Genomic DNA, 22,752 nt, shown 5'->3' on the forward strand with positions numbered 1-22,752 from the left:
GCGTCCCGGCCCTCAGCCGTCGGCAGGAGGCTCCTTCTTCGCCCGGCTCGGCTGCACCCGCTTGGGTTCGCCCGGCATCTTCGGGTACTCCGGCGGGTAGGGCAGGTCCCCCAGACCGTGCTCCGCCTCGTCCCGCCGGGCCAGCTCCAGCAATGACTCCAGGCTGAACCGCTCGTCGTCCATGTCCGCGTGGACGTCGCCGACCTCCGCGTACCGCGCCTGCATCGTCCTGATGTCGAAGTCCCTCGGCACGGCCTCGTCGATCTCCTCCCACCGCAGCGGCGCCGAGACGGGGGCATGCGGGCGGGGGCGTACGGAGTAGGCGGAGGCGATCGTGCGGTCCCGGGCCGTCTGGTTGTAGTCGACGAAGATCCGCTCGCCGCGCTCCTCCTTCCACCACTTGATCGTGACCCGGTCCGGCATGCGCCGCTCCAGCTCCCGGCCGCAGGCGATCGCCGCGCGTCTGACCTGGGTGAACGTCCACTCGGGACGGATCGGCACGAAGACGTGGAGGCCCCGGCCGCCCGAGGTCTTCGGCCAGCCGCGCAGTCCGTGATCGTCGAGGACCGCGCGCAGTTCGTGGGCGGCCCGGACGGCATCGGTGTAGTCCGTGCCGGGCTGCGGGTCGAGGTCGATGCGCAGTTCGTCGGGGTGGTCGGTGTCGTCGCGCCGTACCGGCCAGGGGTGGAAGGTGACGGCGCCGAGGTTGGCCGCCCAGAGCACGGCCGCCGGTTCGGTGGGGCACATCTCGTCGGCCGAACGGCCGCTGGGGAAGGTGATGTGGGCCGTGGGGATCCAGTCGGGCAGGTACTTCGGGGCGCGCTTCTGGAAGAAGGACTCGCCGGTCACCCCGTCGGGGTAGCGCTCCAGGGTGGTGGGGCGGTTACGCAGGGCGCGCGTGACGCCGTCGCCGACGGCCAGGTAGTACTGGACGAGGTCCATCTTGGTGTAGCCGGGTTCGGGGAAGTACACCTTGTCGGGGTTGGAGACCCGCACGGTCCGGTCGCCGACTTCCAGTTCCACCGCTGCCGCCTTGCCTGCCATGCCGGTCAGCCTAGGGCTCGCCGACAACTCCCGCATACCAGACAATCACGACATGGATCTTCCGGTGATGCCGCCCGTGAAACCGATGCTCGCCAAGTCCGTGAAGCGGATCCCGCCCGGCATGCAGTACGAGGCGAAGTGGGACGGCTTCCGCGCGATCGTGCACCGGGACGGGCCGGAGCTCGTCATCGGCAGCCGTACGGGCAAGCCGCTCACCCGCTACTTCCCCGAGCTGGTCGAGGCCCTCTCCGCCCGGCTGCCGGAGCGCTGCGTGGTCGACGGGGAGATCGTCATCGAGCACGACGGGCGGCTCGACTTCGACCGGCTCTCGGAGCGGATCCATCCGGCGGACTCCCGGGTCCGGATGCTCGCGGAGACCACCCCGGCGCGGTTCATCGCCTTCGACCTGCTCGCCCTCGGGGACGACGCGCTGCTCGACACCCCGCTGAGCGAGCGCCGGGAGGCCCTGGAGCGGGTCCTCGACGGGGTCGACGCGCCGGTCCACCTGGCGCCGGCGACCCGGGACCCCGAGCTCGCCGCGCGCTGGTTCGAGCAGTACGAGGGCGCCGGGCTCGACGGGGTGATCGCCAAGCCGCTCGACCTGCCGTACCGGCCGGACGCCCGCCTCATGTACAAGATCAAGCACGAGCGGACGGCCGACGTCGTCGTGGCCGGATACCGCTTCCACAAGAGCGGTCCCGTGGTCGGCTCGCTGCTGCTCGGCCTGCACGACGACCGGGGCGTCCTCCAGCACGTCGGCGTGTGCGCGGCCTTCACCGCCGCCCGCCGCGCCGAGCTCGTCGAGGAGCTGGAGCCGCTCCGGATGGACCCCCCGGACGGGCACCCGTGGGCTGCGTGGACGGACGAGACCGCGCACGAGGGGGCCCGGCTGCCGGGGGCGCCGAGCCGCTGGTCGGGCAAGAAGGACCTGTCCTGGGTGGCGCTGCGGCCGGAGCGGGTCTGCGAGGTCGGTTACGACCACATGGAGGGGGACCGCTTCCGCCACACCGCGCAGTTCAAGCGGTGGCGCCCGGACCGGACGCCGGAGTCCTGCGGCTACGGGCAGCTGGACGAGCCCGTCTCGTACGACCTGGCCGAGATCCTCACGTAGGCACGGGACGCGGCGGCGCGGAAGACCTCGGACCGCAACGTGATTTGCCACACACTCGGCATACCCGAAACCGCCCGCGCCCGCGGGGGGATTCCGGGCGATACGCAAGATCGGTGCGCGGTACGGCGGCCGCCACCCGGCCCCGTACCTGCGGGAACGTCCCGGCCGTCGGCCACGGCGCCGCCGGGTTCGATCTTCCCGCTCCTCCGACGGCCCACTCCGCCGTTGCCCGCCCGCGACATCGCCGTACCGGAACCCGTACCGCGATCCGGTACGTATGGAGAGGAGACCCTTCCGTACCCTCCCCGGACCGACTAGGACTGACCCGTGATCACCTCGCCCTCGCGCCTCGTTCCCGTACCGATCCCCGACAGCGTGGCCGCGATGATCGGCGCCTGCCTGCCGCTGCACGTCCTCCAGGCGGAGGTCGACGCGGACTGTGCGGCGCGCGAGGTGTACCGCTTCCGGGGACCGCTCTGCGCGGAGGACCGGGCGGACCGCGAGCACGCCCTCGCCGCCCTCGCGCGGGCCAACAAGATCCTCGCCAAGCACCACCCCCGACTGCCCGTCACCCCCTGACCGGTTACACCTTTCGGCCGTCCCCCGCATGCGTGAGGGCGGTGGCGGTGTGACGCTGCGAGAGTGACCACGACCAGCGACGCAGCGCCCGCGCCCTCGGCCGCAACCGAGCCACCCGTGCTCGACAGCCGCCGCCGCAACATCGTCTTCGGCACGATCATGCTGGGCGTCCTTCTCGCCGCCCTCGACCAGACGATCGTCGGCACCGCCCTGCCCACGATCGTCTCGGACCTGGGCGGCGCCGCCCACATGTCGTGGGTGGTCACCTCGTACCTCCTCGCCGAGACGGTCGCGACCGTCCTCGTCGGCAAGTTCGGCGACCTCTTCGGCCGCAAGGTGATCTTCCAGATCTCCGCGATCATCTTCATCACCGGCTCGTTCCTGTGCGGACTCGCCACGAACATGACGCTGCTGATCGTCTGGCGCGGCCTCCAGGGCATCGGCGCCGGCGGTCTCATGGTCACCTCGATGGCGCTCATCGCCGATGTGATCCCGCTGCGCGAACGCGGCAAGTACCAGGGTGCGATCGGCGCCGTGTTCGGTGTCTCGACCGTCATCGGCCCGCTCCTCGGCGGTCTGTTCACCGACCACGCGAGCTGGCGCTGGGCGTTCTACGTGAACGTGCCGATCGCGATCCTGGTCGTGATCGCCGCCGCCCGGACGATCCCCTCGGTGCGCTCGGCGAGCCGGCCGGTCATCGACTACCTCGGCATCGCGCTGGTCGCCATCGGCTCCAGCGCCCTGATCCTGGCGACCAGTTGGGGCGGCAACGAGTACGCGTGGGGATCCGCCGTCATCATCGGACTGTTCGCCGGTGGCTTCGTCGCCCTGGCGCTGTTCTGCTGGGTGGAGACCCGGGCGGCCGAACCCATGCTGCCCATGCGGCTCTTCGGGAACCCCGTCTTCACGGTCTGCTCCGTGCTCAGCTTCGTCGTCGGCTTCGCCATGCTCGGCGCCATGACGTTCCTGCCGACCTATCTGCAGTACGTCGACGGGGAATCGGCCACCATGTCCGGCATCCGCACCCTCCCCATGGTCGTCGGCCTGCTCATCGCCTCCATCTTCAGCGGCAACGTCGTCAGCAAGACCGGCCACTACCGGACCTTCCCGATCGTCGGGTGTCTGGTGATGGGCGTCGGCCTCTACCTGCTCTCCCTCATGGGGCCCGACACCGGCACCTGGCTGGAGTCGCTGTACATGTTCGTCCTCGGCGTCGGCATCGGCCTGTGCATGCAGGTCCTGACCATCGCCGTACAGAACACCGTCGACTACGCCGACCTCGGCACCGCCACCTCCGGCGTCACCTTCTTCCGCACCCTCGGCAGCTCCTTCGGCACCGCGGTCTTCGGCACGATCTACGCCAACTCCCTCAAGCCCAACCTCGCGTCGGGCATCGTCGAGGCCGGCACCATCGCCAGGAGTCTCGGCGTGAACCCGGCCGGAATCCCCCAGGCAGCCCAGAGCCCCGCCGGCCTGCACCGGCTCCCGGACCGGATCGCCGAGCCGATCGTCCAGGCCTACGCCGACACCCTGCACACCGTGTTCCTCTGGACGGTGCCGGTCGCGGCCGTCGGCTTCGTCGTCGCCCTCTTCCTCAAGCAGGTGGAGCTGCGTGACTCGGCCCGCTCCGCCGCCCCGGACATGGGCGAGGGCTTCGGCTCCCCCACCATGTCCGGCGACTCGGAGAAGCTCCTCGAACTCTCCGTCGGCCGGATCCTGCGCCGTACCGACTACGAGACGGCCCGGGCGATCGTCTCCGCGTCCGACACCCGGCTCGACACGGCGGGGGCCTGGGCGGTGATGCAGGTCGAGCTCTTCACGCGGACCGTCGGGCACGCCAGCCTCGGACTGATCTCCGCCGGACGGCGGGTGCCGCCCGAGGTGCTGCTTCCGGTCTTCGACCGGATGGTCGACGAGGGCTTCCTGACCCGTGACGGCAACCTGCTCTCCCACACGACGGCGGGCAAGCGCGAGGCGGACGTCATCACCCACGCCTGGGGCGACTGGCTGTCCGACCAGGTCGAGCAGGAGCGTGGCCGGCCCAGCGGACCCGAGCTGCGGGTGGCGACGGACGCGATCGCCAAGAAGATCGTGGCCGAGGACCTCGCGCAGGGACTCCCGAGGGAACGGGTGACGGCGGGCGTGGGCGCGCGCTGAAAACTCGGTCGATCGCGTGCTGAACCTCGGTCGATCTCGCGCTGAGCCTCAGTCGACGAAGTCGCCGTCCACGTACACCCACGCGCCCTCGTGGCGGGCGAAGCGGCTCCGCTCGTGCAGGGCGCCGGCCTCGCCGCCGTGCGCGTAGCGGGCGGTGAAGGTGACGGTGCCGTGCTGGTGGAAGGCGGTGCCGTCGGTGGCCCCCTCGATCTCCAGGCCGGCCCACCGCATCCCCTGGTCGAAGTCGACCTCGCCCGGCCGCGTCTCCGGCGCCCAGGTGCGTAGGAGGTACGCCTCGTCGCGGACGACGAAGGCGCTGTAGCGGGAGCGCATGAGGAGCTCGGCGGTGGGCGCCGTACCACCGGTGCCCGAGTGGAACCGGCCGCAGCACGCGCCGTGGACGGCGTCGAGTCCGCAGGGGCAGGGCGAGGTCGCGGTCACGGCGGTCGCGGGGGCGGCCGGGGAGGTGCGGGGGCGGGTCTTGCGTCGGGACATGGCGCCATTGTCCCCCACCGGCTGGGGCGCGGCGGCGCCCGGCATATGGACGCCGCCGTGGACGGCGTCCCGGAATCCCGCTGCTCAGAGGGCTCGTCCGAGTAGCGTACGAGCATGAAACTGACGATTCTCGGAGGCGGCGGATTCCGGGTGCCGCTGGTGTACGGCGCCCTCCTCGGCGACCACGCCGAGGGGCGGGTCACCCACGTCACCCTGTACGACCTCGACGAGGGCCGGCTCTCGGCCATCGCGCGGGTCCTCGCCGATCAGGCGGACGGCGTGCCGGACGCGCCGGCGGTGACGGCGACGACGGACCTGGACGAGGCGCTGCGCGGGGCGGACTTCGTGTTCTCCGCGATCCGGGTCGGCGGTCTGGAGGGCCGCGCGGCCGACGAGCGGATCGCGCTCGCCGAGGGCGTGCTCGGCCAGGAGACGGTGGGCGCGGGCGGCATCGCGTACGGGCTGCGGACCGTTCCCGTGGCCGTGCGCGTCGCCCGGAGGATCGCCGAACTCGCCCCCGACGCCTGGGTCATCAACTTCACCAACCCGGCGGGACTGGTCACGGAGGCGATGTCCCGGGTGCTCGGCGACCGGGTCGTCGGCATCTGCGACTCCCCCGTGGGCCTCGGCCGCCGGGTCGCCCGCATCCTGGGCGCGAACCCGGACGAGGCCTGGATCGACTACGTGGGCCTCAACCACCTGGGCTGGCTGCGGGGGCTGCGGGTCGGCGGGCAGGACGTGCTGCCGCGGCTGCTCGCCGACGAGGAGGCGCTCGGCTCCTTCGAGGAGGGCCGGCTCTTCGGCCCGGAGTGGCTGCGCTCGCTCGGCGCGATCCCCAACGAGTACCTGCACTACTACTACTTCAACCGGGAGGCGGTCCACGCCTACCGGACGGCCGAGCGGACGCGCGGGGCGTATCTGCGCGACCAGCAGGGCTCCTTCTACGAGGAGATGGGCAAGCCCGACACCCCCGCCCTCGCCACCTGGCACCGGACGCTCGCCGACCGCGAGGCCACGTACATGGCCGCCAACCGGGAGGCCGCCGGGATCGGGGACCGCGACGAGGAGGACCTGGAGTCGGGCGGCTACGAGAAGGTGGCGCTCGCGCTCATGCGGGCGATCGCCCGTGACGAGCGCACGACCCTGATCCTCAATGTCCGCAACGGCTCGACGCTCTCCGTGCTCGACGCGGACGCGGTGATCGAGGTGCCGTGCTTCGTGGACGCGAACGGCGCCCATCCGGTGTCGGTGGCCCCGCTGCCGTACCACGCCGTCGGTCTGGTGACCGCCGTGAAGGCGGTGGAGCGCGAGGTCCTCGCCGCGGTGGAGAGCGGCTCGCGGGCGACGGCCGTCAAGGCCTTCGCGCTGCACCCGCTGGTGGACTCGGTGGCGGTGGCGCGTCGGCTGGTGGAGGGGTACACGGCGGAGCACCCGGGACTTGCCTGGCTGCGAAGCTGAGATGGCCGGGCGACGAACGCACGGCTGACGAACATCTTTACGAGCTCGGGGGCGCGGCCTAGGCTCGCGCCCCATGACCTCACAGCGCAAGGGAGTTCGACGTGCGGCGGCGCGCTTCGCCGCGGTCTGTCTGTTGGCCGCCGGCCTGCTGGGAACAGCACCGGCGGCCGTCGGGACACCCACGTCCGGTGCGGGGCCGGCCGTCGTTCCCGTACAGACCACCGGGCCCGCCGACCGGCGGTTCAATCTGGTGTTCATGGGCGACGGCTACACCGCGGCGGAGATGCCGGCCTTCCGGGCCGACCTGGAACGGCACCTGAACACCCTGTGGAGCATCGAGCCCTTCGCCTCCTACCGCTCGTACATCAACGTGTGGGCGGTGGAGGTCCCCTCGGCGGAGTCCGGCGTGGACTGCGACCCGGGTCTCACCGCCCCCGCCCGCGACACGGCGCTCGACATGGGCTTCTGGGGCGGCTGCAATCCGGACAGCGTGCAGCGGCTGCTCACCGTCGACAGCCGGAAGGCCGCCGCGCTCGCCGACCTCGTCCCCGGCACGAGCCGCGCCAACCGCCAGATCGTCGCCCTCGCCCACAGCTCCACCTACGGCGGCGCGGGCGGGAGTTACGCCACGGCCTCCGGCGGCAACGCGCTCTCCTCGCTCATCACCCCGCACGAGATAGGGCATTCGCTCGGCGGCCTCCAGGACGAGTACGACTACTACGCGCGCGGCGTCCCGGGCGCGACCTACGAAGGCCCCGAGCCGTCCTCCGTCCACCACACGCTCCTGACGGAGCGCCAGATGCGGGAGCAGCAGGCCAAGTGGTGGCGCTGGCTCGGCGAGGAGAGCGAGTCCGGCGGGGTCATCGGCCGCCACGAGGGCGGCATGTACAGCACGAAGGGCGTCTGGCGCCCGAGCCGGCACTCCCTCATGAAGACCCTCGGCTACGCCTTCGACCAGGTGGAGCGCGAGGTGATGGTCCGGGCGATCTCGGCGAAGGTGAACCTGGTCCAGGACCACACCCCGAACACGGCGCCGATCGGGGCGGACCGCACGGTGTGGGTGGACACCCTGCACCCGGTGGGCGGCGCGCTGGCCGTCACCTGGAAGCTGGACGGGCGGAGCCTCGACACCGACGGCGCCCGCACGGTCGACCTGCGGAGGCTGACGGTCTCCCCCGGCACGCACACCCTGACGGCGACGGTCACCGATCCGACGCCCTTCGTCCGCGACCCGGCGGTCCGTGCCTCGACGGCGCTCACCCGGACCGTCGACTGGACGGTGGACCCGTCGCTGACCACCGTACGGAGTCAGGAGGATCCCGGATTCACCGGCCACACCCCGACCGGGTCCCCCGTCGGTGCCCGGAGCGTCGTCCACGCGGACACCACCCACACGGTGGACGGCACCCCCGCCGTGCGCTGGCTCCTGGACGGGCGCCCGGTCGCGACGGCCGACCGCAACGACCGTGACCTGGACCTGCGTTCGCTGCGGATCGCGCCGGGAACGCACACCCTCACGGCCCGTCTCGCGGGCACGGACGGGGAGTTGAACTGGACGGTGGACGCCCGCCCGGCCACGGCGGCCTACGAACTGTCCGATCCGCTGCGGACGATCCGGCGTCCCGGGCGTCCCGTGGAGTACGTCTACGACGGCGCGTTCACGATGCGGCTCACCGCGCGGGACGACCAGGAGGGCGCCGTGGTCAGCCAGTTCCGGGTCGACGGCGACGGCTGGTACACGTACTACGGCTGGCCCACGGACGCCGCCGCGCCCTTCCGCTTCTCGCCGGGCGGCACGGTCATCGACGACCTGGTGTACGGGAAGCTGGGCCGGAGCCGGGCGGTGCCGTGGGACGACGCGACCCCGGACTACGGCACGCACACCGTCGAGTACCGCGCGATCGACGCGGCCGGCAACATCGGCCGGGCGCGGAGCTTCCTGGTGACGCTGGTGGAGCCGAAGTAGGAGGAGAAGAAGAAGAGGCCCGCTCGGAACTTCCGAGCGGGCCTTCTCATGGACGATCCACGGTGACGATCTGCGGTGACGATCTGCGGTCGGTACGGGTCAGGGCTTGCGGGCCACCGCGGCCCACCCCGGGATGGGGTCGTCGCCCTGGACCGGGACGGGCTCGCCCAGCTCCGGGTGCCACTCGGCGGTGAGCGAGACTCCGGGCTCGACGAACTCGAGGCCCTCGAAGAACGCGGCCAGCTCGTCGCGCGAGCGGGGCCGCAGGGTCAGCCCGCGCGCCTTGTACATGGCGCTCGCCTTGGCCGCGCCCTCGGGGTCGAAGTCCCCGGTGACGTGGGAGAGGACGAGATAGCTGCCCGGCGCGAGCTTGTCGACGATCTTGGAGACCAGTTCGTACGCGCCGTCCTCGTCCCCCACGAAGTGCAGGAGGGCGAGCATCGACAGCGCAATGGGCTGGTCGAAATCAAGGACCTTTCCGGCCCTTTCGAGGATGATCTCGGGCTCGCGGGCGTCCGCCTGGATGTACTCGGTGGCCCCCTCCGGGGTCGAGCGCAGCAGGGCGGCCGCGTGCGCGAGCACGATCGGGTCGTTGTCGCAGTAGACGATGCGGGACTCCGGCGCGGCCTCCTGCGCGATCTGGTGCAGGTTGGGCTCGGTCGGGATGCCCGTGCCGACGTCCAGGTACTGGCGGACGCCGTGGGCGCTGAGCCAGCGGATGGCGCGGTGCATGAAGGCCCGGTTGACGCGGGCCATGTCCCGGCCCCGGGCGTCCACGGTGAGCAGCTGGCGTGCCATCGCCTCGTCGACCGGGTAGTTGTCCTTGCCGCCCAGGAACCAGTCGTACATGCGCGCGGGATGCGGCTTGCTGGTGTCGATGCTCTGTCCGCTCTGTGGGACTGCGGGTTCCTGGGTCATCGGCTCTCCTGGTCGGTCGAACGGGTGGCACAGCAACAAGAGTTACGCGATGGTAGGGGTGGGACGGAAGAGGTCAGGTGAGCAGAAAGTCAGCCTGGCCGGATTTGGCGCCCTGGATGAAAGCGGCGATCTCCCCGTGGGTGTAGATGAGCGCTGGTCCTTCAGGGTCTGCGGACTGTCGCACGGCGACTCTGCCGTCGGCCAGCTTCATGGCCTCCACGCAGTTGCCCCCGTTCCCGCCGCTCCAGGGCTTGTGCCAACCCTCGGCACCGAGCTCAGCGGCGGGCATGCCGTTGTATATGCGATCCATTCACAGCTCCTTGCGGAGATCCCGGAGAATCTCCTTCGTGCGTTGTGCAGTCGCGGCCTGCGCCGCCATGCGGTCCATGACCTCCAGGTGGGATGCCACCTCGGGACGCGCGTCGAGGTAGACGGCGCCGGTCAGGTACTCGCTGTAGACCATGTCCGGGAGTTCGGGCATGGCGAAGCGGAAGAGGACGAACGGCCCGTAGGTGCCGGGATGGTGGCCGGACGCGAACTCCGCGATCTGCAGGGTGACGTTCGGCAGCTCTGACGCTTCGAGCAGCCGGTCGAGCTGGTCGCGCATCACCTCGGGCCCGTCGCCGACCGGTCGGCGGAACACCGTCTCGTCCATGATCACCCAGAGCTTCGGAGCGTCGTCCCTGGTCAGCAGGGACTGGCGCTCCATCCGCAGGGCTACATGGCGCTCGGCGTCCTCGTCCTTGCCGGCATCGCTGCCGCCACCGACCGCCCCGCTGCGCAGAATGGCGCGGGCGTACTCCTCGGTCTGGAGCAGACCGGGGACGAACTGGGGTTCATAGGCCCGGATGAGGCTCGCGGCCCCCTCCAGGCTGACGTACATGGAGAACCAGCCGGGCAGCACGTCGTGGAACCGCTGCCACCAGCCGGGGAGGTTGGCCTCCTCCGCGAGGGCGATGAAGCCCTCGGCCTCGGAGTCCGTGATTCCGTACTCCCTCAACAGGAGCTGCACGTACGGAATCTTCAGCGCGACCTCTGCGGTCTCCATCCGCCGGACGGTGGCCGGGGCCACCCGCAGGATCTTCGCCGCCTCTTCCCGCTTCATACCGGCCCGCTCGCGCAGGTCCTGCAGACGCTTTCCGAGGACGACCTGTCCCACCGTGGGGGCGGACCGCGGCTCGCTCACTACAGACCTCCCCGACGCACTGTTTCGACGAGTGTGCCACGAAGCCGGGCCAGAGAGAACACAGCACTCTGCAATTTTCAGAGTGCCACTTGCCAAGTGTCCGACGCAGGAGGACAGTGTTCCGGTGAACCAGTACACGCTGCCGCCGTGCGCCACCGCGCCACGGCGACAGCGCCGTACGGCAGTCCTGCCCACTGTTGTGAGGAACCGGTCGTGGCTTCTGGTAACGCGCAGCCTTCAGGTCTCATGAGCCCTCGAGCACCTCGGGTCATGGCCCAGCGCCCACAGCCGCACACCGACCCCGTCCGCCGCTTCGCCTTCGAGCTCCCGGCCCTCACCGCCTCCGTCGCCCGCGCCCGCAGGCTCGCGGAGGAACGGCTCATCCTCTGGGGCTGCGACCCCGAGATACGCGACACGGTCGCCCTCGTGGTCTCCGAACTCGTCACCAACGCCGTCGTGCACACCGCGAGCGACCGCATCGTCTGCGAACTCCGCGAAGGCGAGGAGACCATGCGGATAGCCGTACGGGACGAGGGCGGCCCCGCCGGACCACGGATACGCGACTGTGGCGAGGAGGAACGCGGCCGCGGCCTCCTCATCGTCGACGCGCTCTGCACCGCCTGGGGCGCCGACCGCACCGGCCACGGCACCGCACAGATCGTCTGGGCGGAACTCGCCCACGGCATGGGGGAACCGTGCTGAGGTCCCTCCGCATCATCCCGCGCAGCCTCCGCTCCCCCGACACCGCCGCCGTACCGCCCCAGCGCCGCTCACCGGAATCCCTCCGCACCCGGACCCGGGCAGGAGAACTCGGCGCCACCCGCCTCACCGTCCCCGTCGGGCTCCACACCGGCCTCGGCTGCGACGCCGTCGGCGTCCCCGCCCGCTTCGGCTTCAAGATCCTCTCCCGGCTCCCCGCAAAGGGCTGCGTCTACGCCGACTCCGACTGGTGGTGGTGGCTCGTCCCCGCCGGCTCCGACCACGACCTCACCTGGCCCCTGCCCGCCTGCTACGCCCCCGGCGCCGAGATCCCGGACCGCGGCCCCCGCCTCATCCACCACCCCGACGGCACCTCCCCCTACACCCCGCCGATCCCCCTCTACCTCCTCGTCTGCCAACTGACGGGCATCGCCCCGTCCTGGTCGGCGCCGCCGGTACGCAGCGCGCTCTGACACGTACGGTGCGTGGCGAACGGGTCACCGCGATCCGGCTAGGCTCGATGCCATGTTCACCCCGCAGGGTCCCAGCCTCCGCGAGCTGACCGTCCAGGCCCTCTCCTCGGTCGAGCACGGCTACGACCTGCTCGCGAGCAAGTTCGACGCGACCCCCTTCCGCACCTCCGACCGGCTCCTGACCGCGGTCGCCCACAGCCTGGAGACCCTCGGCCCCTTCGACTCCGGCCTCGACGTCTGCTGCGGCACCGGCGCCGGGCTCGGCGTCCTCCGCTCGGTCTGCGCGGGCCGCATCATGGGCGTCGACTTCAGTACGGGGATGCTGACCCGGGCCCGGAACGCCCACCCGACCGCCGACCTGGTCCGCGCCGACGCCCTGGCGCTCCCGTTCGCCCCGGTCTTCGACCTGGCCGTCAGCTTCGGCGCCTTCGGCCACTTCCTCCCGGCCGCCCAGCGCACCCTCTTCACCCAGGTCCACGCCGCCCTGCGCCCCGGCGGCACCTTCGCGTTCCCCCTCCCGGCCCCGCCCCCGGTCGGCTCCCGCGTCTACTGGACCCTGTGGGGCTTCGACGCGGCGATGCGCGTGAGGAACGCCGTCTGGCGCCCCCCGTTCGTCATGTACTACCGCACCTTCCGGCTTGCGGACGTCCGCACCCGCCTGCAGGAGTCGGGCTTCGAGGTCACCCTCACCCCGCTCGAACTCCTGGGCCGCCGGGAGGACGGCAGCCCGCACTGCCGGCTGGTGGTGGCACGGAAGGCATAGGGATCAGGTCAGGGGATCGGGCGGCGCCAGCGGCGGAGGGCGTCACGTCACGGAATCCGGCCGCTCCAGAAGGCGGAGGGCCTGCCGTCGAAGCCGATGGCGACCTCTATCTCGACCTCCGTCGCCGCACCGGGCGGCAGGTCGAAGCCGTACACGCCGACGGCCTTCCGTCCGGAGAGCAGTGTGCCGTGCAGCCCGAGCACGGGCGGCGGCCCCGTGTCGAAGACGCGCCCGAGCTCCCTGCCCTCCGCGTCCCGCCCCGTCACCACGACACCCCCGAGGGCGAGCCGCTCGCCGCTGCCGTTCCACACGGCCACGTCCACCGCCACGGACTTGTTCCCGGCCTGGTGCCCGGAAGCACCCTGCGACGGTGAGAACGTCCTCGGCGCCGACACCGTCACCTCGACCCCGTCCGCGTACTTCTGCGTCTCACCGAAGGCGTGCGCACCGTCGTCGGAGGGTCGGGCCGTCGGGACGGGAGGTGCGGCGGTCTCGGCACTCCGGGATGCGGGCGTGGTGGGTGATGCCGGCCCCGGGGTCTCCCCCGTGGCCCGCCCGCCGCCGTCGAAGGCCCCGGCACCCATGAGGATGCCGACGACGCCCACGACGAGGCCGATCCCTCCGATCAGTACGGCGAGGAGCGTCCACCTCCTGGAGGGTCTCCGCGGGGGCGGGCCGCTCAGGGGGCCGGAGGGCGGGCCGGAAGGAGGTGGTCCTGAGGGGGTGCTGCCGTCGGTGCCGTCGGCCATGAGATGCCTCCGCCGCTCGGTGGGCGACGTGCGATCACCTCAGCGTAGGACGGGGGCGGGCACCCCGCGCGGTGAGTGTCAGCGGGGGCGCCGGGGTCGCGTCAGGCCTTCTTGACGACGCTCGACTTGAGCTGCATGGCTCCGAAGCCCTCGATGCGGCAGTCGATGTCGTGGCCGTCGACGCCGTCGACGAGGCGGATGTTGCGGACCTTGGTGCCGGCCTTGATGCCGGACGGGTTGCCCTTGACCTTGAGCGCCTTGACGACGGTCACGGTGTCGCCGTCGCTGAGCACGTTGCCGACGGCGTCCTTGATCACACGCTCCCCGGTGGCGTCGGCGGAGCCGGTGGTGCCTTCGGCGGCGGGGACCCACTCGTGGCCGCACTCCGGGCACACCACCAGATTGTTCATCTCGTAGGTGTACTCGCTGGAGCACTGGGGGCAGGGGGGAATGTTCTCGTTCACACCCCCAGGATAGGCGCCGTCCACCCCCACTGATCTCGGACGATGCCCATCTGTGGATAACGCGAAATGCCGGTCGATTCGAGATCGACCGGCACTTTCGCGTGGTGTCCGAGGGGGGACTTGAACCCCCACGCCCGATAAAGGGCACTAGCACCTCAAGCTAGCGCGTCTGCCATTCCGCCACCCGGACAAGGTGTCTGTCGCTCCGGGGTTTCCCCCGCGGCGACAGAGATAACTCTACCAGGGGTTCGAGGTGCCTTTCACCAGCGTTTTCCATGGTCAGTGGGGTGGGACGGCCTCATCGACCTCGATCCGGTCCGGACCGCCCCACCCCTCGTGCGGGGTGCTCGTCCCCGTACGCGCAGGGTGACGGGGACGAACGGGCCCCGCTCAGCCCTTCTCTCGCAGGGAGTGGAGGTGCTCGCTGGACCTGCGGGCGAAGGTCAGGGAGTCGACGGGGTTGTCGCGCTCGGTCTGCCAGTGGTGGGCGTTCCTGCCGTTGCGGGTGCGGTCGACCGCCGAGATGAAGCGCCGGTAGTCGATGTCCCCGTCCCCCACGTCGGTCATCCTGTAGCCGTAGGGGACGACCGAGTCGTCGCGGTCCCCGTCCTTCACGTGGAAGAGCGGATAGCGGTGCGGCTGGGCGAGGACGTAGTCGAGGGGGTCGAAGGGCGCGGGGGTGCCGTCCGGGCGTACGGAGTAGCGGTACTGGCCGACGTACGCCCAGAAGATGTCCATCTCCAGGTGCACGAGCTCGGGGTCGGTCTCGGCGAGGAGGACGTCGTAGAGCCGGACGTCGGGGCGGTCGGTGGCGAAGGAGAACTCCTCCGAGTGGTTGTGCTGGTAGAACTTCATGCCCCGCTTGCGCGCCTCCTCGCCGAAGCGGTTGAACTCCTCGGCGCAGCGCTTCCAGCCGTCCACGGTGGCGCCGTAGCGCCAGGGTCCGGAGGCGGTGCCGATGTGCGGGAGGCCGAGGGCGGCGGCGTCGTCGAGGACCCGGTCGAGGTTCTGGGCGAAGGTGTACGCGGCGGGGTCGGTGGAGTAGTAGCCGACGTGGCTGCCGATGGCCCGCAGCCCGTGGTCGCGGGTGAGGGTCCTCAGCTCGGCGAGGGTCAGCGGGCCGGCGGCGCCCTGGCCGTATCCGGCGTACTCGACCTCGTCGTAGCCGTACTTCTGCAGTTCGGCGAAGACGGCGGCGAAACCGAGGGTGGCGACCTTGTCGCGCACCGAGTAGAGCTGGATGCCGAGGCGCCCGGGCGGCAGGACGGGACGGCCGAGCCCCTCCCCCTGGGTCGCGGGGTCGGCGGCGGCAGCCGTGGCGGGCGCCGCGGCGCCGAGGAGGGCTGCGGCGGTCGCGCCGGCGGCGACGCCCAGCATGTTCCTCCTGCTGAGCCGTCGGCCGAGCTCGGGGTCGGCGGCGGTGTCGGTACGGCCGGTGCGGCGGATGCGACTCATCTGTGGATAACTCCTTGGCTGTCGTCGGGGTCTGCTTCACTGGAATCCGGTCGGGGCCTCACGCGACTCCGGCCAGCCTGAGCAGCAGGTTCTTCACATCGGTGGCCGCGACGCGGCCGCTTACGGCGCGGGGGGTGGAGCACAGAATGAGCGGACTTTCGTCCTCGCTCGTGGGGAGGCGGCCATGGCTGCCGCGAAGAGGTGACGGGTCGAGAGGAACGACCGCGAGCCGGTAGCGCATGCCGAGCTTCTTGCGGGCGATCTCCTTGGCCGCCCTGATCCGGACGTACGGGTCGAGCGGGTCCATGAGCAGTTCGGCGGGGTCGTAGCCGGGCTTGCGGTGGATGTCGACGAGCCGGGCGAAGTCGGGGGCGTGGTCGTCGTCGAGCCAGTAGTAGTACGTGAACCAGGCGTCGGGCTCTGCGAGGGCGACCAACTCCCCCGAGCGCGGGTGGTCGAGGCCGTGTTCCTTCTTGCCGTCGTCGTCGAGGAGCGTGTCGAGACCGGGCAGGTCCGCGAGCGCTTCCCGGACAGCCGGCAGGTCGCCGGGGTGCCGGACGTAGACGTGCGCGATCTGGTGGTCGGCCACGGCGAAGGCCCGTGAGGTCATGGGGTCCAGGTACTCCATGCCGTCCTGGGTGTGGACCTCCAGGAGGCCGGCGCGGCGCAGGGCGCGGTTGATGTCGACGGGCCGGTCGGCGCGGGTGATGCCGTACTCGGAGAGCGCGACGACCGTGCGTCCCTCGGCCCGGGCGTCGGCGAGGAGCGGGGCGAGGACGGTGTCGAGTTCGGCGGCGGCGCGGAAGGAGCGCGGATCGTCGGGGCCGTAGCGCTGGAGGTCGTAGTCGAGGTGCGGGACGTAGCAGAGGGCGAGGTCCGGGCGGCGGGTGCGGAGGATGTGCCGGGTGGCGTCGACGATCCACCGGCTGGAGACGAGGTCGGCGCCGGGGCCCCAGAAGTGGAAGAGGGGGAAGGTGCCGAACTCCTCGGTGAGTTCGTCGTGGAGGGCGGGGGGCCGGGTGTAGCAGTCGGGCTCCTTGCGTCCGTCGGCGTAGTAGACGGGTCGGGGGGTGACGGTGATGTCGGTGTCGGCGCCCATGGCGTACCACCAGCAGATGTTGGCGACGGTGTAGCCGGGGTGGGAGCGGCGGGCGGCGTCCCAGAGGCGGTCGCCGGAGACGAGGCCGTTGTGCTGGCGCCACAGCAGGACGTCGCCGAGTTCGCGGAAGTACCAGCCGTTGCCGACGATGCCGTGCTCGGCGGGGAGGGTGCCGGTGAGGAAGGTGGTCTGGGCGGTGCAGGTGACGGCGGGCAGGACGGTGGAGAGCGGGGCCTGGGAGCCGCTGCGGGCGAGGGCGGCGAGGTGGGGCATGTGCGGGAGGAGTCGTGGGGTGAGGCCGACGACGTCGAGGACCAGGAGGGGGGTGGGCCGCTTGTCGGTCATGGCAGTTCCTTGAGGCCGAGGTCGGTCAGCAGGTCGCGGGCCAGGGTCAGTTCGGCGGCGATGCCGTCGGCGAGCCGGGCCCGGGTGCGGGGGCGCCGGTCGGGAGGGAGGACCTGCCAGGTGTAGGTCTCGACCTCCAGGTGGCGGGTGCGGGGGCGCGGGCCGCCGACGAGGAGGGCGAGCGTGTCCCGGAGGACGGGCAGCGTGGAGGCGAGCGGAGGGGCGGGGGGAGCGTGCAGGGGTACGTGGAAGTGGGCGCGCCACGGTGTCGCGTCGGGAAGTCCGGGGCCGGCGGCCTCGGGACCGGGGTGCGGGGTGCCGAGGGCCTCGGGGAGGTCGTCGGTGCCGCGCAGTCCGGCGGCGGTCCTGGTGCGGGTCTGGTGGAGGAAGCGGGGCTCCGTGAAGGCGGCGAGCGCGGCCCTGACCTCGGGGAGGTGCGGGTGCTCGGCGTGCAGGGCGGCGGAGAGCTGGGCCTTGGGGACGGTGATGCCGGCGGCGGTGAGCGATTCCAGGGCGGTGCACGGGTCCTCGAACGAGGTCGCGAGGTGGCAGGTGTCGAGGCAGACGCCGATCCGGGGGCCGCGGAGGCCGGGGGCGGCGGTGAGAGCGGCGACGGCGTCGGCGACGGTCTCGACGGTGCAGCCGGGTTCCGGTTCGAGGCCGATCCGGATGCTCTTCCCGGTGAGCTCCTCCAGGGCGTCGAGGCGGGTGGCGAGGGTGGTCAGAGCGGTGTGGGCGGTGGCGGCGGCCCGGGTGGTCCAGCCGGTCCGCCAGGCGAGCGGCAGGGTGGAGACGGAGCCTTCGGTGACGTCGTCGGGGAGGAGCGCGGCGAGGAGGTGGGCCAGGTCGGTGGTGTGGGCGAGGCGTTCGGGGCGGGTCCAGTCGGGCTGGTAGACGCGGTACTTGACCTCGTCGGCGCCGAAGCCCTCGTAGGGGAAGCCGTTCAGGGTGACCACTTCGAGGCCCCGGCGGTCGAGTTCGGCGCGCAGTGCGCGGAGCGAGGCGGGGTCGGCGGTCAGGGAGTGCGCGGCGTCCCTGGCGAGCCAGAGGCCGATGCCGAGGCGGTCGCGGCCGAGGCGGCGGCGGACCGGCTCGCAGTGGTCGCGGAGCTGGGCGAGGACGCCGTCGAGGGTTTCCGCCGGGTGGACGTTGGTGCAGTAGGCGAGGTGGACGGTGGAGCCGTCGGGGTGCCGGAAGCGCATCCGGGGTGCCTCATTCCCCGCCGCGGAGGACGGAGTTGCCCTCGTGCAGGTCCGGTGGGGCGGGGAGGTCGAGGTGGAGGCGTCCGCTGAGGCGGTAGAAGGCGACGGGGTTGCGCCACAGGACCTGGTCGACGTCGTCGTCCGTGAAGCCGGCGGCGAGCATGGCGTCGGCGACCGCGCGGGTCTTGAGGGGGTCGCTCCTGCCCCAGTCGGCCGCGGAGTTCACGAGGACGCGGCCCGTGCCGTACTCCTTCAGGATCGCGACCGTCCGGTCCTCGTCCATCTTGGTGTCCGGGTAGACGGAGAAGCCGAGCCAGGCGCCGCTGTCGGCGGCCTCCTTGACGGTCGTCTCGTTGAGGTGGTCGAGGAGGACGCGGTCCGGGGGGAGGGCGGACTCGCGGACGACGTCGATCGTGCGGCGCAGGCCGGTGAGCTTGTCGCGGTGCGGGGTGTGGACGAGGGCGGGCAGGCCGTGGTCGGCGGCGAGCTGGAGCTGGGCGGCGAGGGCGGTGTCCTCGGCCGGTGTCAGGGAGTCGTAGCCGATCTCGCCGACGGCGACGACGCCGTCCTTGGCGAGGTACCGGGGCAGTGTGTCGAGGACGGGGGTGCAGCGGGGGTCGTTGGCCTCCTTGGGGTTGAGGGCGAGGGCGCAGTGATGGGCGATGCCGTGCTGGGCGGCGCGGAAGGGCTCCCAGCCGAGGAGGGAGTCGAAGTAGTCGAGGAAGGAGGCGGGTGAGGTGCGGGGCTGGCCGAGCCAGAAGGAGGGTTCGACGAGGGCGCGGACACCGGCGTCGTGCATCGCCCGGTAGTCGTCCGTGGTGCGCGAGGTCATGTGGATGTGGGGGTCGAAGATGCGCATCAGGACTCCTCGGCGGGGCCGGTGAGGGCGAGGACGCGGGACAGGTCGGCGGGGAGGGGGCGGCCGGCGGCGGTGCGTTCGGCGGCGTGGTCGGCGAGCATCCGGGCGAGTTCGGTGTCACCTGCGGCGCGCTCGGCGAGGCCGGCGACGGCGGTGACGGGCACTCCGGTGAACAGGCACTTGAGGAGGGCGTGCCGCCAGGCGTGGGGGGTGAGGTGATTGGCGGCGTAGGGGCCGAGGGCGGCGGCGACGAGGGTGGTGTCGTGGGTGCGCAGGGCGTCCTCGACGAGGGGCAGGGCCTGCGGGCCGGTGACGAGGGAGGGGAGGGCGAGGAGGACGGCGCGGCGTTCGGCGGCGGTGCCGTGGTGGTAGAGGCGGGCGAGGGTGTCGGGCCCGGCACCGGCCGCTCTGAGGAGGCGGGTGCGGACCTCGTCCGCGTGCGCGGGGCCGCAGTGTCGTCCGGCGGCCACGAAGTGGGGTTCCCACGCGGGAGTTCCGCCGGCGGCCTCGGCGAGGGCGGTGTCCAGCCAGGCTCGGGTGGTGTCGGTCAGCATGCCGGGGTCTCCTGGCGCAGGAACGAGAGGGAGGAGCGGGCGAGTTCGGGGCCGGCGTGGGAGTGCCGGGGCAGTTCGACGACCGTCAGCCCCGGATAGCCGGCCGCGCTGAGCTCCGCGAGGGCCGCCAGGACGGGCGGGAAGTCGATCTCTCCGTCGCCGAACGGGAGGTGCTCGTGGACACCGCGTCGCATGTCCTCGATCTGAACGTGGTGGACCCAGGGGGCGGCGGCGCGGAGGCAGTCGGCGGGAGGGAGGGGTTCGAGGCACTGGCAGTGGCCGATGTCGAGGGTGAGGCCCAGGACGGCGGGAGGGGGGTCGCCGAGGAGTTCGCGCAGTCGGTGGAAGTCGTCGAGGGTGGAGAGGAGATGACCGGGTTCGGGTTCGACGGCGAGGGGCACGCGGGCGGCTTCCGCGGCCTCCAGGACGGGAGGGAGTGAGGAGGCGAGCCGCTTCCAGGCCTCGTCGGGCGGGGTGCCGGAGGGGAGGGTGCCGCTGAAGCAGTGCACGGCGTGCGCGCCGAGGTCGGCGGCCACTCGCACGGCCCGCAGCAGGAGTCGTACGCGGGCGGCGCGGTCCTCCGGGTCCGGGTCGAGCAGGGACGGACCGTGCTTGCGGCGCGGGTCCAGGACGTACCGGGCCCCGGTCTCGACGGTCACGCCGAGCCCCAGCTCGCCCAGGCGCCGGGCGACGCGGGCGGCGCGGACGGCCAGGTCGGGCGCGAGGGGGTCGAGGTGCATGTGGTCGAGGGTCAGCCCGACACCGTCGTAGCCGAGGTCGGCGAGCAGCCCGAGGGCCTCGTCGAGACGCAGGTCGGCGAGCCCGTTGGTGCCATAGCCGAAGCGGGGGGTGGGGTGGGGGGTGGGGACGGGGGCGGGGCGGGGGGCGGGGGCTCCCCCGGGGCGGCCTGTCGGGTGGGGCCGGCTCATGTCGGGCTCACCTTTCGGGCGAGGGCTCGGGCGGCCGGGACGAGGCCGAGCAGGGCGAGCGCGGTTGCCGGTGCTCCGCCTCGGGCGGCGAGGGCGGCCTGGAGCGGGATCGTCGCCCGGATCCCGCCCGCGACGGCCCGCTCGGTCAGCGCCGCGGACGGGTTGAGCGCGGCGTGCAGGAGGAGGGTGGCGGGGGTACGGGCGTAGGCGAGGGCCGTCAAAGGTCCGAACGGGCTCTTGTCGGTGCCGGACGTCGCTCCGGCGACCGCGAGGGTCACGGCGAGGGCCGCGAGGGGGGTGCGGGTGGAGCCGCCCCGGGTCTCGTGTCGGGAGACGGCGGTGACGGCGTAGGTGTGGGCGGCGAGGAGGGCGGCGGAGGGGAGGGCCCGGGCGGCGTTGAGGCGGGGTGCGGATGCGAGTCCGGGTGCGGGTGTGGGCGTTGTCGAGGCGAGCGCGCCGAGGAGGAGGTCGAGGGCGCGGGCGGTGGCCATGGTGGCGGGGCCCGCCGGGGTGTGTTTGAGGCCGAGGTCGTAGGCCCAGACGGTGGTGGCGAGGGCGGTGGCCGTCGCGAGGGCGGGGCGGCCTGCCCGGGAGGCCAGGCCGAGGCCGGCGAGTGTCAGGGCCGCGGAGGCGGCGAGGGCGGCGCCGGGCGGGATGCGGCCCGAGGGCAGGGGCCGGTGGGGGCGTTCGAGGGCGTCCTCGTGGCGGTCGGCCCAGTCGTTCAGCGCCATGCCCGCCTCGTACAGGAAGAGGGAGGCGCCGATCGCGCGGAGGGTGCCGCGGCCGGGGCGGGCGCCGGTGGTGGCGGCTCCGGCGAGGGCGTCGCCGGGTACGGAGAACAGGGCGGAGACGCGGAGCAGTTCCGCCCAGGCGCGTGCCGTTCCGGCGGCGCGGCCGGTCGTCGGGAGGCCTCCTGTCGCGGTTCGGCTGCTGACCCTGCGCCTTCCCCGCGCGGTCCGGCCGGTCATCGGGTGGCCTCCCCGGTGGTGGGGCCGGCGAGCGTGCGGCCGAAGGCGAGAAGGCGGTGGTACTGGTCGGCCAGGGAGGCCGGTGGGGTGCCTTCGGGGTCTTTGAAGTAGAAGGCGAGGTCGTGGAGGGGGCCGGTGCGGCCGGTTTCGTGGGCGCGGGCGGTGAGGCGGGCGAGGTCCAGGACGAGGGGGGCGGCGAGGGCCGAGTCGCAGCCCTGCCAGAGGGTCTGGAGGATCATGCGGGTGCCGAGGAAGCCGTCGAAGGCGATGTGGTCCCAGGCGGTCTTCCACTCCCCCAGGGCGGGGACGTCGTCGATGTGGACCTGGCCTTCGACGGTGGTGCCGAGGGTGTCGGTGAGGACGCGTTCCTTGCCGGCGTTCTTGGCGGCGGCGGCCGCCGGATCGGCGAGGGCGGCTCCGTCGCCGCCGCCGAGGAGGTTGCTGCCGGACCAGGCGCGTACGGTGAGGGCCCGCTGGCGGAACATCGGGGCGAGGACGGCCCGCAGGAGGGTCTGTCCGGTCTTGCCGTCGCGGCCGGCGTGGGGCGGTCCGCCGGCGGCGAGGGGTGCGGCGAGGGCGGGGTGCCGTAGTCCGGTGGACGGGGTGAAGTTGACGTACGGGCAGTCGGCGCGGAGTGCCGCTGCGGCGTAGAGGGTGCTGGGTGGGAGCCCGGCGCCCCCCGACGCCGGCTCCGTGGAGGCCACATTGACGACCACGACGCGGTCCAGGCCAATCTTTTGGCGGAAGTCCGTCAGGTCGGTGGTGAAGGCGGTGATGAGCTGTTCGTCGGTGCGGGTGTCGCCCGGGAGGGGTCCGCCGGGGCGGATCTCACGGTCGGCGGCTTCGAGTTCGCGGGCGACGGCGTGGGCGAGGCCGTGCGGGAGGACGCCGGCGGTGGTGAGTTGTTCGGCGCGTTTGGGGAGGGGGCAGTCGGTGGTGTCGTGGCCGCCGAAGACGAGGGAGGCGAGCGGGGGGAGGCCGGCGTCGGCGAGATCCGGTGTCTCGGTGACCATGCCGGTGGGCGGGTGGAGTCCGGCGACGAGGGCGGCGCAGCCGGCCACGGTGGTGGTGGCGACGGAGCCTCTCGCCCCGATGAGCCAGATTCCGGTGCGGGGTGCGGTGGTCATGGCGTCGGCCTCCCTCTGGAGGAGAAGTGGGGTGGTGACGGTGGGCGGGGGGTACGGCGCCTCCCCGCCCACCGCCGGCTGTGGCGGGCTCCCGTCGGACGGCGGGTCACTGTCGGACAGCGCGTCACCGGCGGACGTCGGACGGCGCGTCA

At 72.4% G+C, this 22,752-nt stretch carries 23 protein-coding genes and 1 tRNA gene; 8 read left to right on the forward strand and 16 right to left on the reverse strand.

The genetic code is table 11. The features are described 5' to 3' along the window. Positions 1–12: 12 nt before the first annotated feature. Positions 13–1,044 carry a non-homologous end-joining DNA ligase gene (gene ligD / locus AC07AW_RS19270; RefSeq protein WP_478816674.1) on the reverse strand — a complete coding sequence of 344 codons (1,032 nt, stop codon included), beginning with the start codon at positions 1,042–1,044 and terminating at the stop codon, positions 13–15. 52 nt (positions 1,045–1,096) lie between these two features. On the opposite strand from ligD, the gene AC07AW_RS19275 reads away from it, so the two are divergent. The 3 genes from AC07AW_RS19275 to AC07AW_RS19285 all read left to right on the forward strand — a co-directional run bounded on the left by AC07AW_RS19275 (position 1,097) and on the right by AC07AW_RS19285 (position 4,891). Continuing rightward, positions 1,097–2,155 carry an ATP-dependent DNA ligase gene (locus AC07AW_RS19275; protein WP_478816675.1) on the forward strand — a complete coding sequence of 353 codons (1,059 nt, stop codon included), beginning with the start codon at positions 1,097–1,099 and terminating at the stop codon, positions 2,153–2,155. A 384-nt stretch (positions 2,156–2,539) separates the two neighbouring features. Beyond that, the gene (locus AC07AW_RS19280; RefSeq protein WP_221518607.1) at positions 2,540–2,734 is read left to right on the forward strand and encodes a hypothetical protein; all 195 of its coding nucleotides are present in this window, start codon (positions 2,540–2,542) and stop codon (positions 2,732–2,734) included. Positions 2,735–2,797: 63 nt separating this feature from the next. After that, positions 2,798–4,891: an MDR family MFS transporter gene (locus AC07AW_RS19285; RefSeq protein WP_478816676.1), complete on the forward strand. Its 2,094-nt coding sequence runs from the start codon at positions 2,798–2,800 to the stop codon at positions 4,889–4,891. 48 nt (positions 4,892–4,939) lie between these two features. Here the strand turns inward: AC07AW_RS19285 and AC07AW_RS19290 are convergent, their stop codons facing one another. Next, positions 4,940–5,386: a YchJ family protein gene (locus AC07AW_RS19290; RefSeq protein ID WP_478816677.1), complete on the reverse strand. Its 447-nt coding sequence runs from the start codon at positions 5,384–5,386 to the stop codon at positions 4,940–4,942. A 114-nt stretch (positions 5,387–5,500) separates the two neighbouring features. Between AC07AW_RS19290 and AC07AW_RS19295 the strand changes: the two genes are divergently transcribed. Together AC07AW_RS19295 and AC07AW_RS19300 are read left to right on the forward strand one after the other, a co-directional pair. Further along, positions 5,501–6,844, forward strand: a complete 1,344-nt coding sequence (locus AC07AW_RS19295; protein WP_478816678.1) for a 6-phospho-beta-glucosidase — start codon at positions 5,501–5,503, stop codon at positions 6,842–6,844. A 73-nt stretch (positions 6,845–6,917) separates the two neighbouring features. Beyond that, positions 6,918–8,810 (forward strand): M64 family metallopeptidase, encoded by a 1,893-nt coding sequence (locus AC07AW_RS19300; RefSeq protein WP_478816679.1) that lies wholly within the window; start codon positions 6,918–6,920, stop codon positions 8,808–8,810. Positions 8,811–8,909: 99 nt separating this feature from the next. On the opposite strand, the gene AC07AW_RS19305 is transcribed toward AC07AW_RS19300, so the two are convergent. The 3 genes from AC07AW_RS19305 to AC07AW_RS19315 form a co-directional block, all read right to left on the reverse strand. After that, positions 8,910–9,728, reverse strand: a complete 819-nt coding sequence (locus AC07AW_RS19305) for an SAM-dependent methyltransferase (protein WP_478816680.1) — start codon at positions 9,726–9,728, stop codon at positions 8,910–8,912. Positions 9,729–9,801: 73 nt separating this feature from the next. Beyond that, positions 9,802–10,038, reverse strand: coding sequence for a DUF397 domain-containing protein (locus AC07AW_RS19310; protein WP_015037566.1), 237 nt, complete (start codon positions 10,036–10,038; stop codon positions 9,802–9,804). Then, a complete protein-coding gene (locus tag AC07AW_RS19315) occupies positions 10,039–10,914 on the reverse strand; it encodes a helix-turn-helix domain-containing protein (RefSeq protein WP_478816681.1) in 876 nt (291 codons plus the stop codon). A 270-nt stretch (positions 10,915–11,184) separates the two neighbouring features. Between AC07AW_RS19315 and AC07AW_RS19320 the strand changes: the two genes are divergently transcribed. The 3 genes from AC07AW_RS19320 to AC07AW_RS19330 are packed head-to-tail and all read left to right on the forward strand — an operon-like array spanning position 11,185 to position 12,849. After that, positions 11,185–11,616 (forward strand): ATP-binding protein, encoded by a 432-nt coding sequence (locus tag AC07AW_RS19320; RefSeq protein WP_478816682.1) that lies wholly within the window; start codon positions 11,185–11,187, stop codon positions 11,614–11,616. After that, the gene (locus tag AC07AW_RS19325) at positions 11,610–12,086 is read left to right on the forward strand and encodes a hypothetical protein (protein WP_478816683.1); all 477 of its coding nucleotides are present in this window, start codon (positions 11,610–11,612) and stop codon (positions 12,084–12,086) included. Before AC07AW_RS19320 ends, AC07AW_RS19325 begins: the two co-directional genes overlap by 7 nt. A 52-nt stretch (positions 12,087–12,138) precedes the next feature. After that, positions 12,139–12,849, forward strand: coding sequence for a class I SAM-dependent methyltransferase (locus AC07AW_RS19330; protein WP_478816684.1), 711 nt, complete (start codon positions 12,139–12,141; stop codon positions 12,847–12,849). A 47-nt stretch (positions 12,850–12,896) separates the two neighbouring features. Here AC07AW_RS19330 and AC07AW_RS19335 read toward each other — a convergent pair whose 3' ends face one another. The 11 genes from AC07AW_RS19335 to AC07AW_RS19385 all read right to left on the reverse strand — a co-directional run bounded on the left by AC07AW_RS19335 (position 12,897) and on the right by AC07AW_RS19385 (position 22,600). Further along, positions 12,897–13,598 carry a hypothetical protein gene (locus tag AC07AW_RS19335; RefSeq protein WP_478816685.1) on the reverse strand — a complete coding sequence of 234 codons (702 nt, stop codon included), beginning with the start codon at positions 13,596–13,598 and terminating at the stop codon, positions 12,897–12,899. Between the two features lie 101 nt (positions 13,599–13,699). Continuing rightward, entirely contained in the window at positions 13,700–14,062 is a 363-nt protein-coding gene (locus AC07AW_RS19340; protein WP_478816686.1) for a zinc ribbon domain-containing protein YjdM, read from the reverse strand. 102 nt (positions 14,063–14,164) lie between these two features. Further along, positions 14,165–14,252: transfer RNA gene (locus AC07AW_RS19345), tRNA-Leu, on the reverse strand. A gap of 200 nt (positions 14,253–14,452) precedes the next feature. Further along, positions 14,453–15,517, reverse strand: a complete 1,065-nt coding sequence (locus AC07AW_RS19350) for a sugar phosphate isomerase/epimerase family protein (RefSeq protein WP_478816687.1) — start codon at positions 15,515–15,517, stop codon at positions 14,453–14,455. 58 nt (positions 15,518–15,575) lie between these two features. Further along, positions 15,576–16,961, reverse strand: coding sequence for an alkaline phosphatase family protein (locus tag AC07AW_RS19355; RefSeq protein ID WP_478816688.1), 1,386 nt, complete (start codon positions 16,959–16,961; stop codon positions 15,576–15,578). Beyond that, positions 16,958–18,163, reverse strand: coding sequence for a metabolite traffic protein EboE (eboE, locus tag AC07AW_RS19360; protein WP_478816689.1), 1,206 nt, complete (start codon positions 18,161–18,163; stop codon positions 16,958–16,960). Before eboE ends, AC07AW_RS19355 begins: the two co-directional genes overlap by 4 nt. 10 nt (positions 18,164–18,173) lie before the next feature. Then, positions 18,174–19,022 carry a TatD family hydrolase gene (locus AC07AW_RS19365; RefSeq protein WP_478816690.1) on the reverse strand — a complete coding sequence of 283 codons (849 nt, stop codon included), beginning with the start codon at positions 19,020–19,022 and terminating at the stop codon, positions 18,174–18,176. Beyond that, positions 19,022–19,576: an EboA domain-containing protein gene (locus AC07AW_RS19370; RefSeq protein WP_478816691.1), complete on the reverse strand. Its 555-nt coding sequence runs from the start codon at positions 19,574–19,576 to the stop codon at positions 19,022–19,024. The genes AC07AW_RS19365 and AC07AW_RS19370 overlap by 1 nt, the downstream gene beginning before the upstream one ends. Then, entirely contained in the window at positions 19,570–20,505 is a 936-nt protein-coding gene (locus tag AC07AW_RS19375) for a sugar phosphate isomerase/epimerase family protein (RefSeq protein ID WP_478816692.1), read from the reverse strand. Before AC07AW_RS19375 ends, AC07AW_RS19370 begins: the two co-directional genes overlap by 7 nt. Then, on the reverse strand, positions 20,502–21,473 hold the full coding sequence (locus AC07AW_RS19380) for an SCO3242 family prenyltransferase (RefSeq protein ID WP_478816693.1): 972 nt from the start codon (positions 21,471–21,473) through the stop codon (positions 20,502–20,504). The genes AC07AW_RS19375 and AC07AW_RS19380 overlap by 4 nt, the downstream gene beginning before the upstream one ends. After that, positions 21,470–22,600 carry an inositol-3-phosphate synthase gene (locus AC07AW_RS19385; RefSeq protein ID WP_478816694.1) on the reverse strand — a complete coding sequence of 377 codons (1,131 nt, stop codon included), beginning with the start codon at positions 22,598–22,600 and terminating at the stop codon, positions 21,470–21,472. The genes AC07AW_RS19380 and AC07AW_RS19385 overlap by 4 nt, the downstream gene beginning before the upstream one ends. Between the last annotated feature and the right edge of the window lie 152 nt (positions 22,601–22,752).

The organism is Streptomyces sp. NPDC044003 (assembly GCF_056435185.1).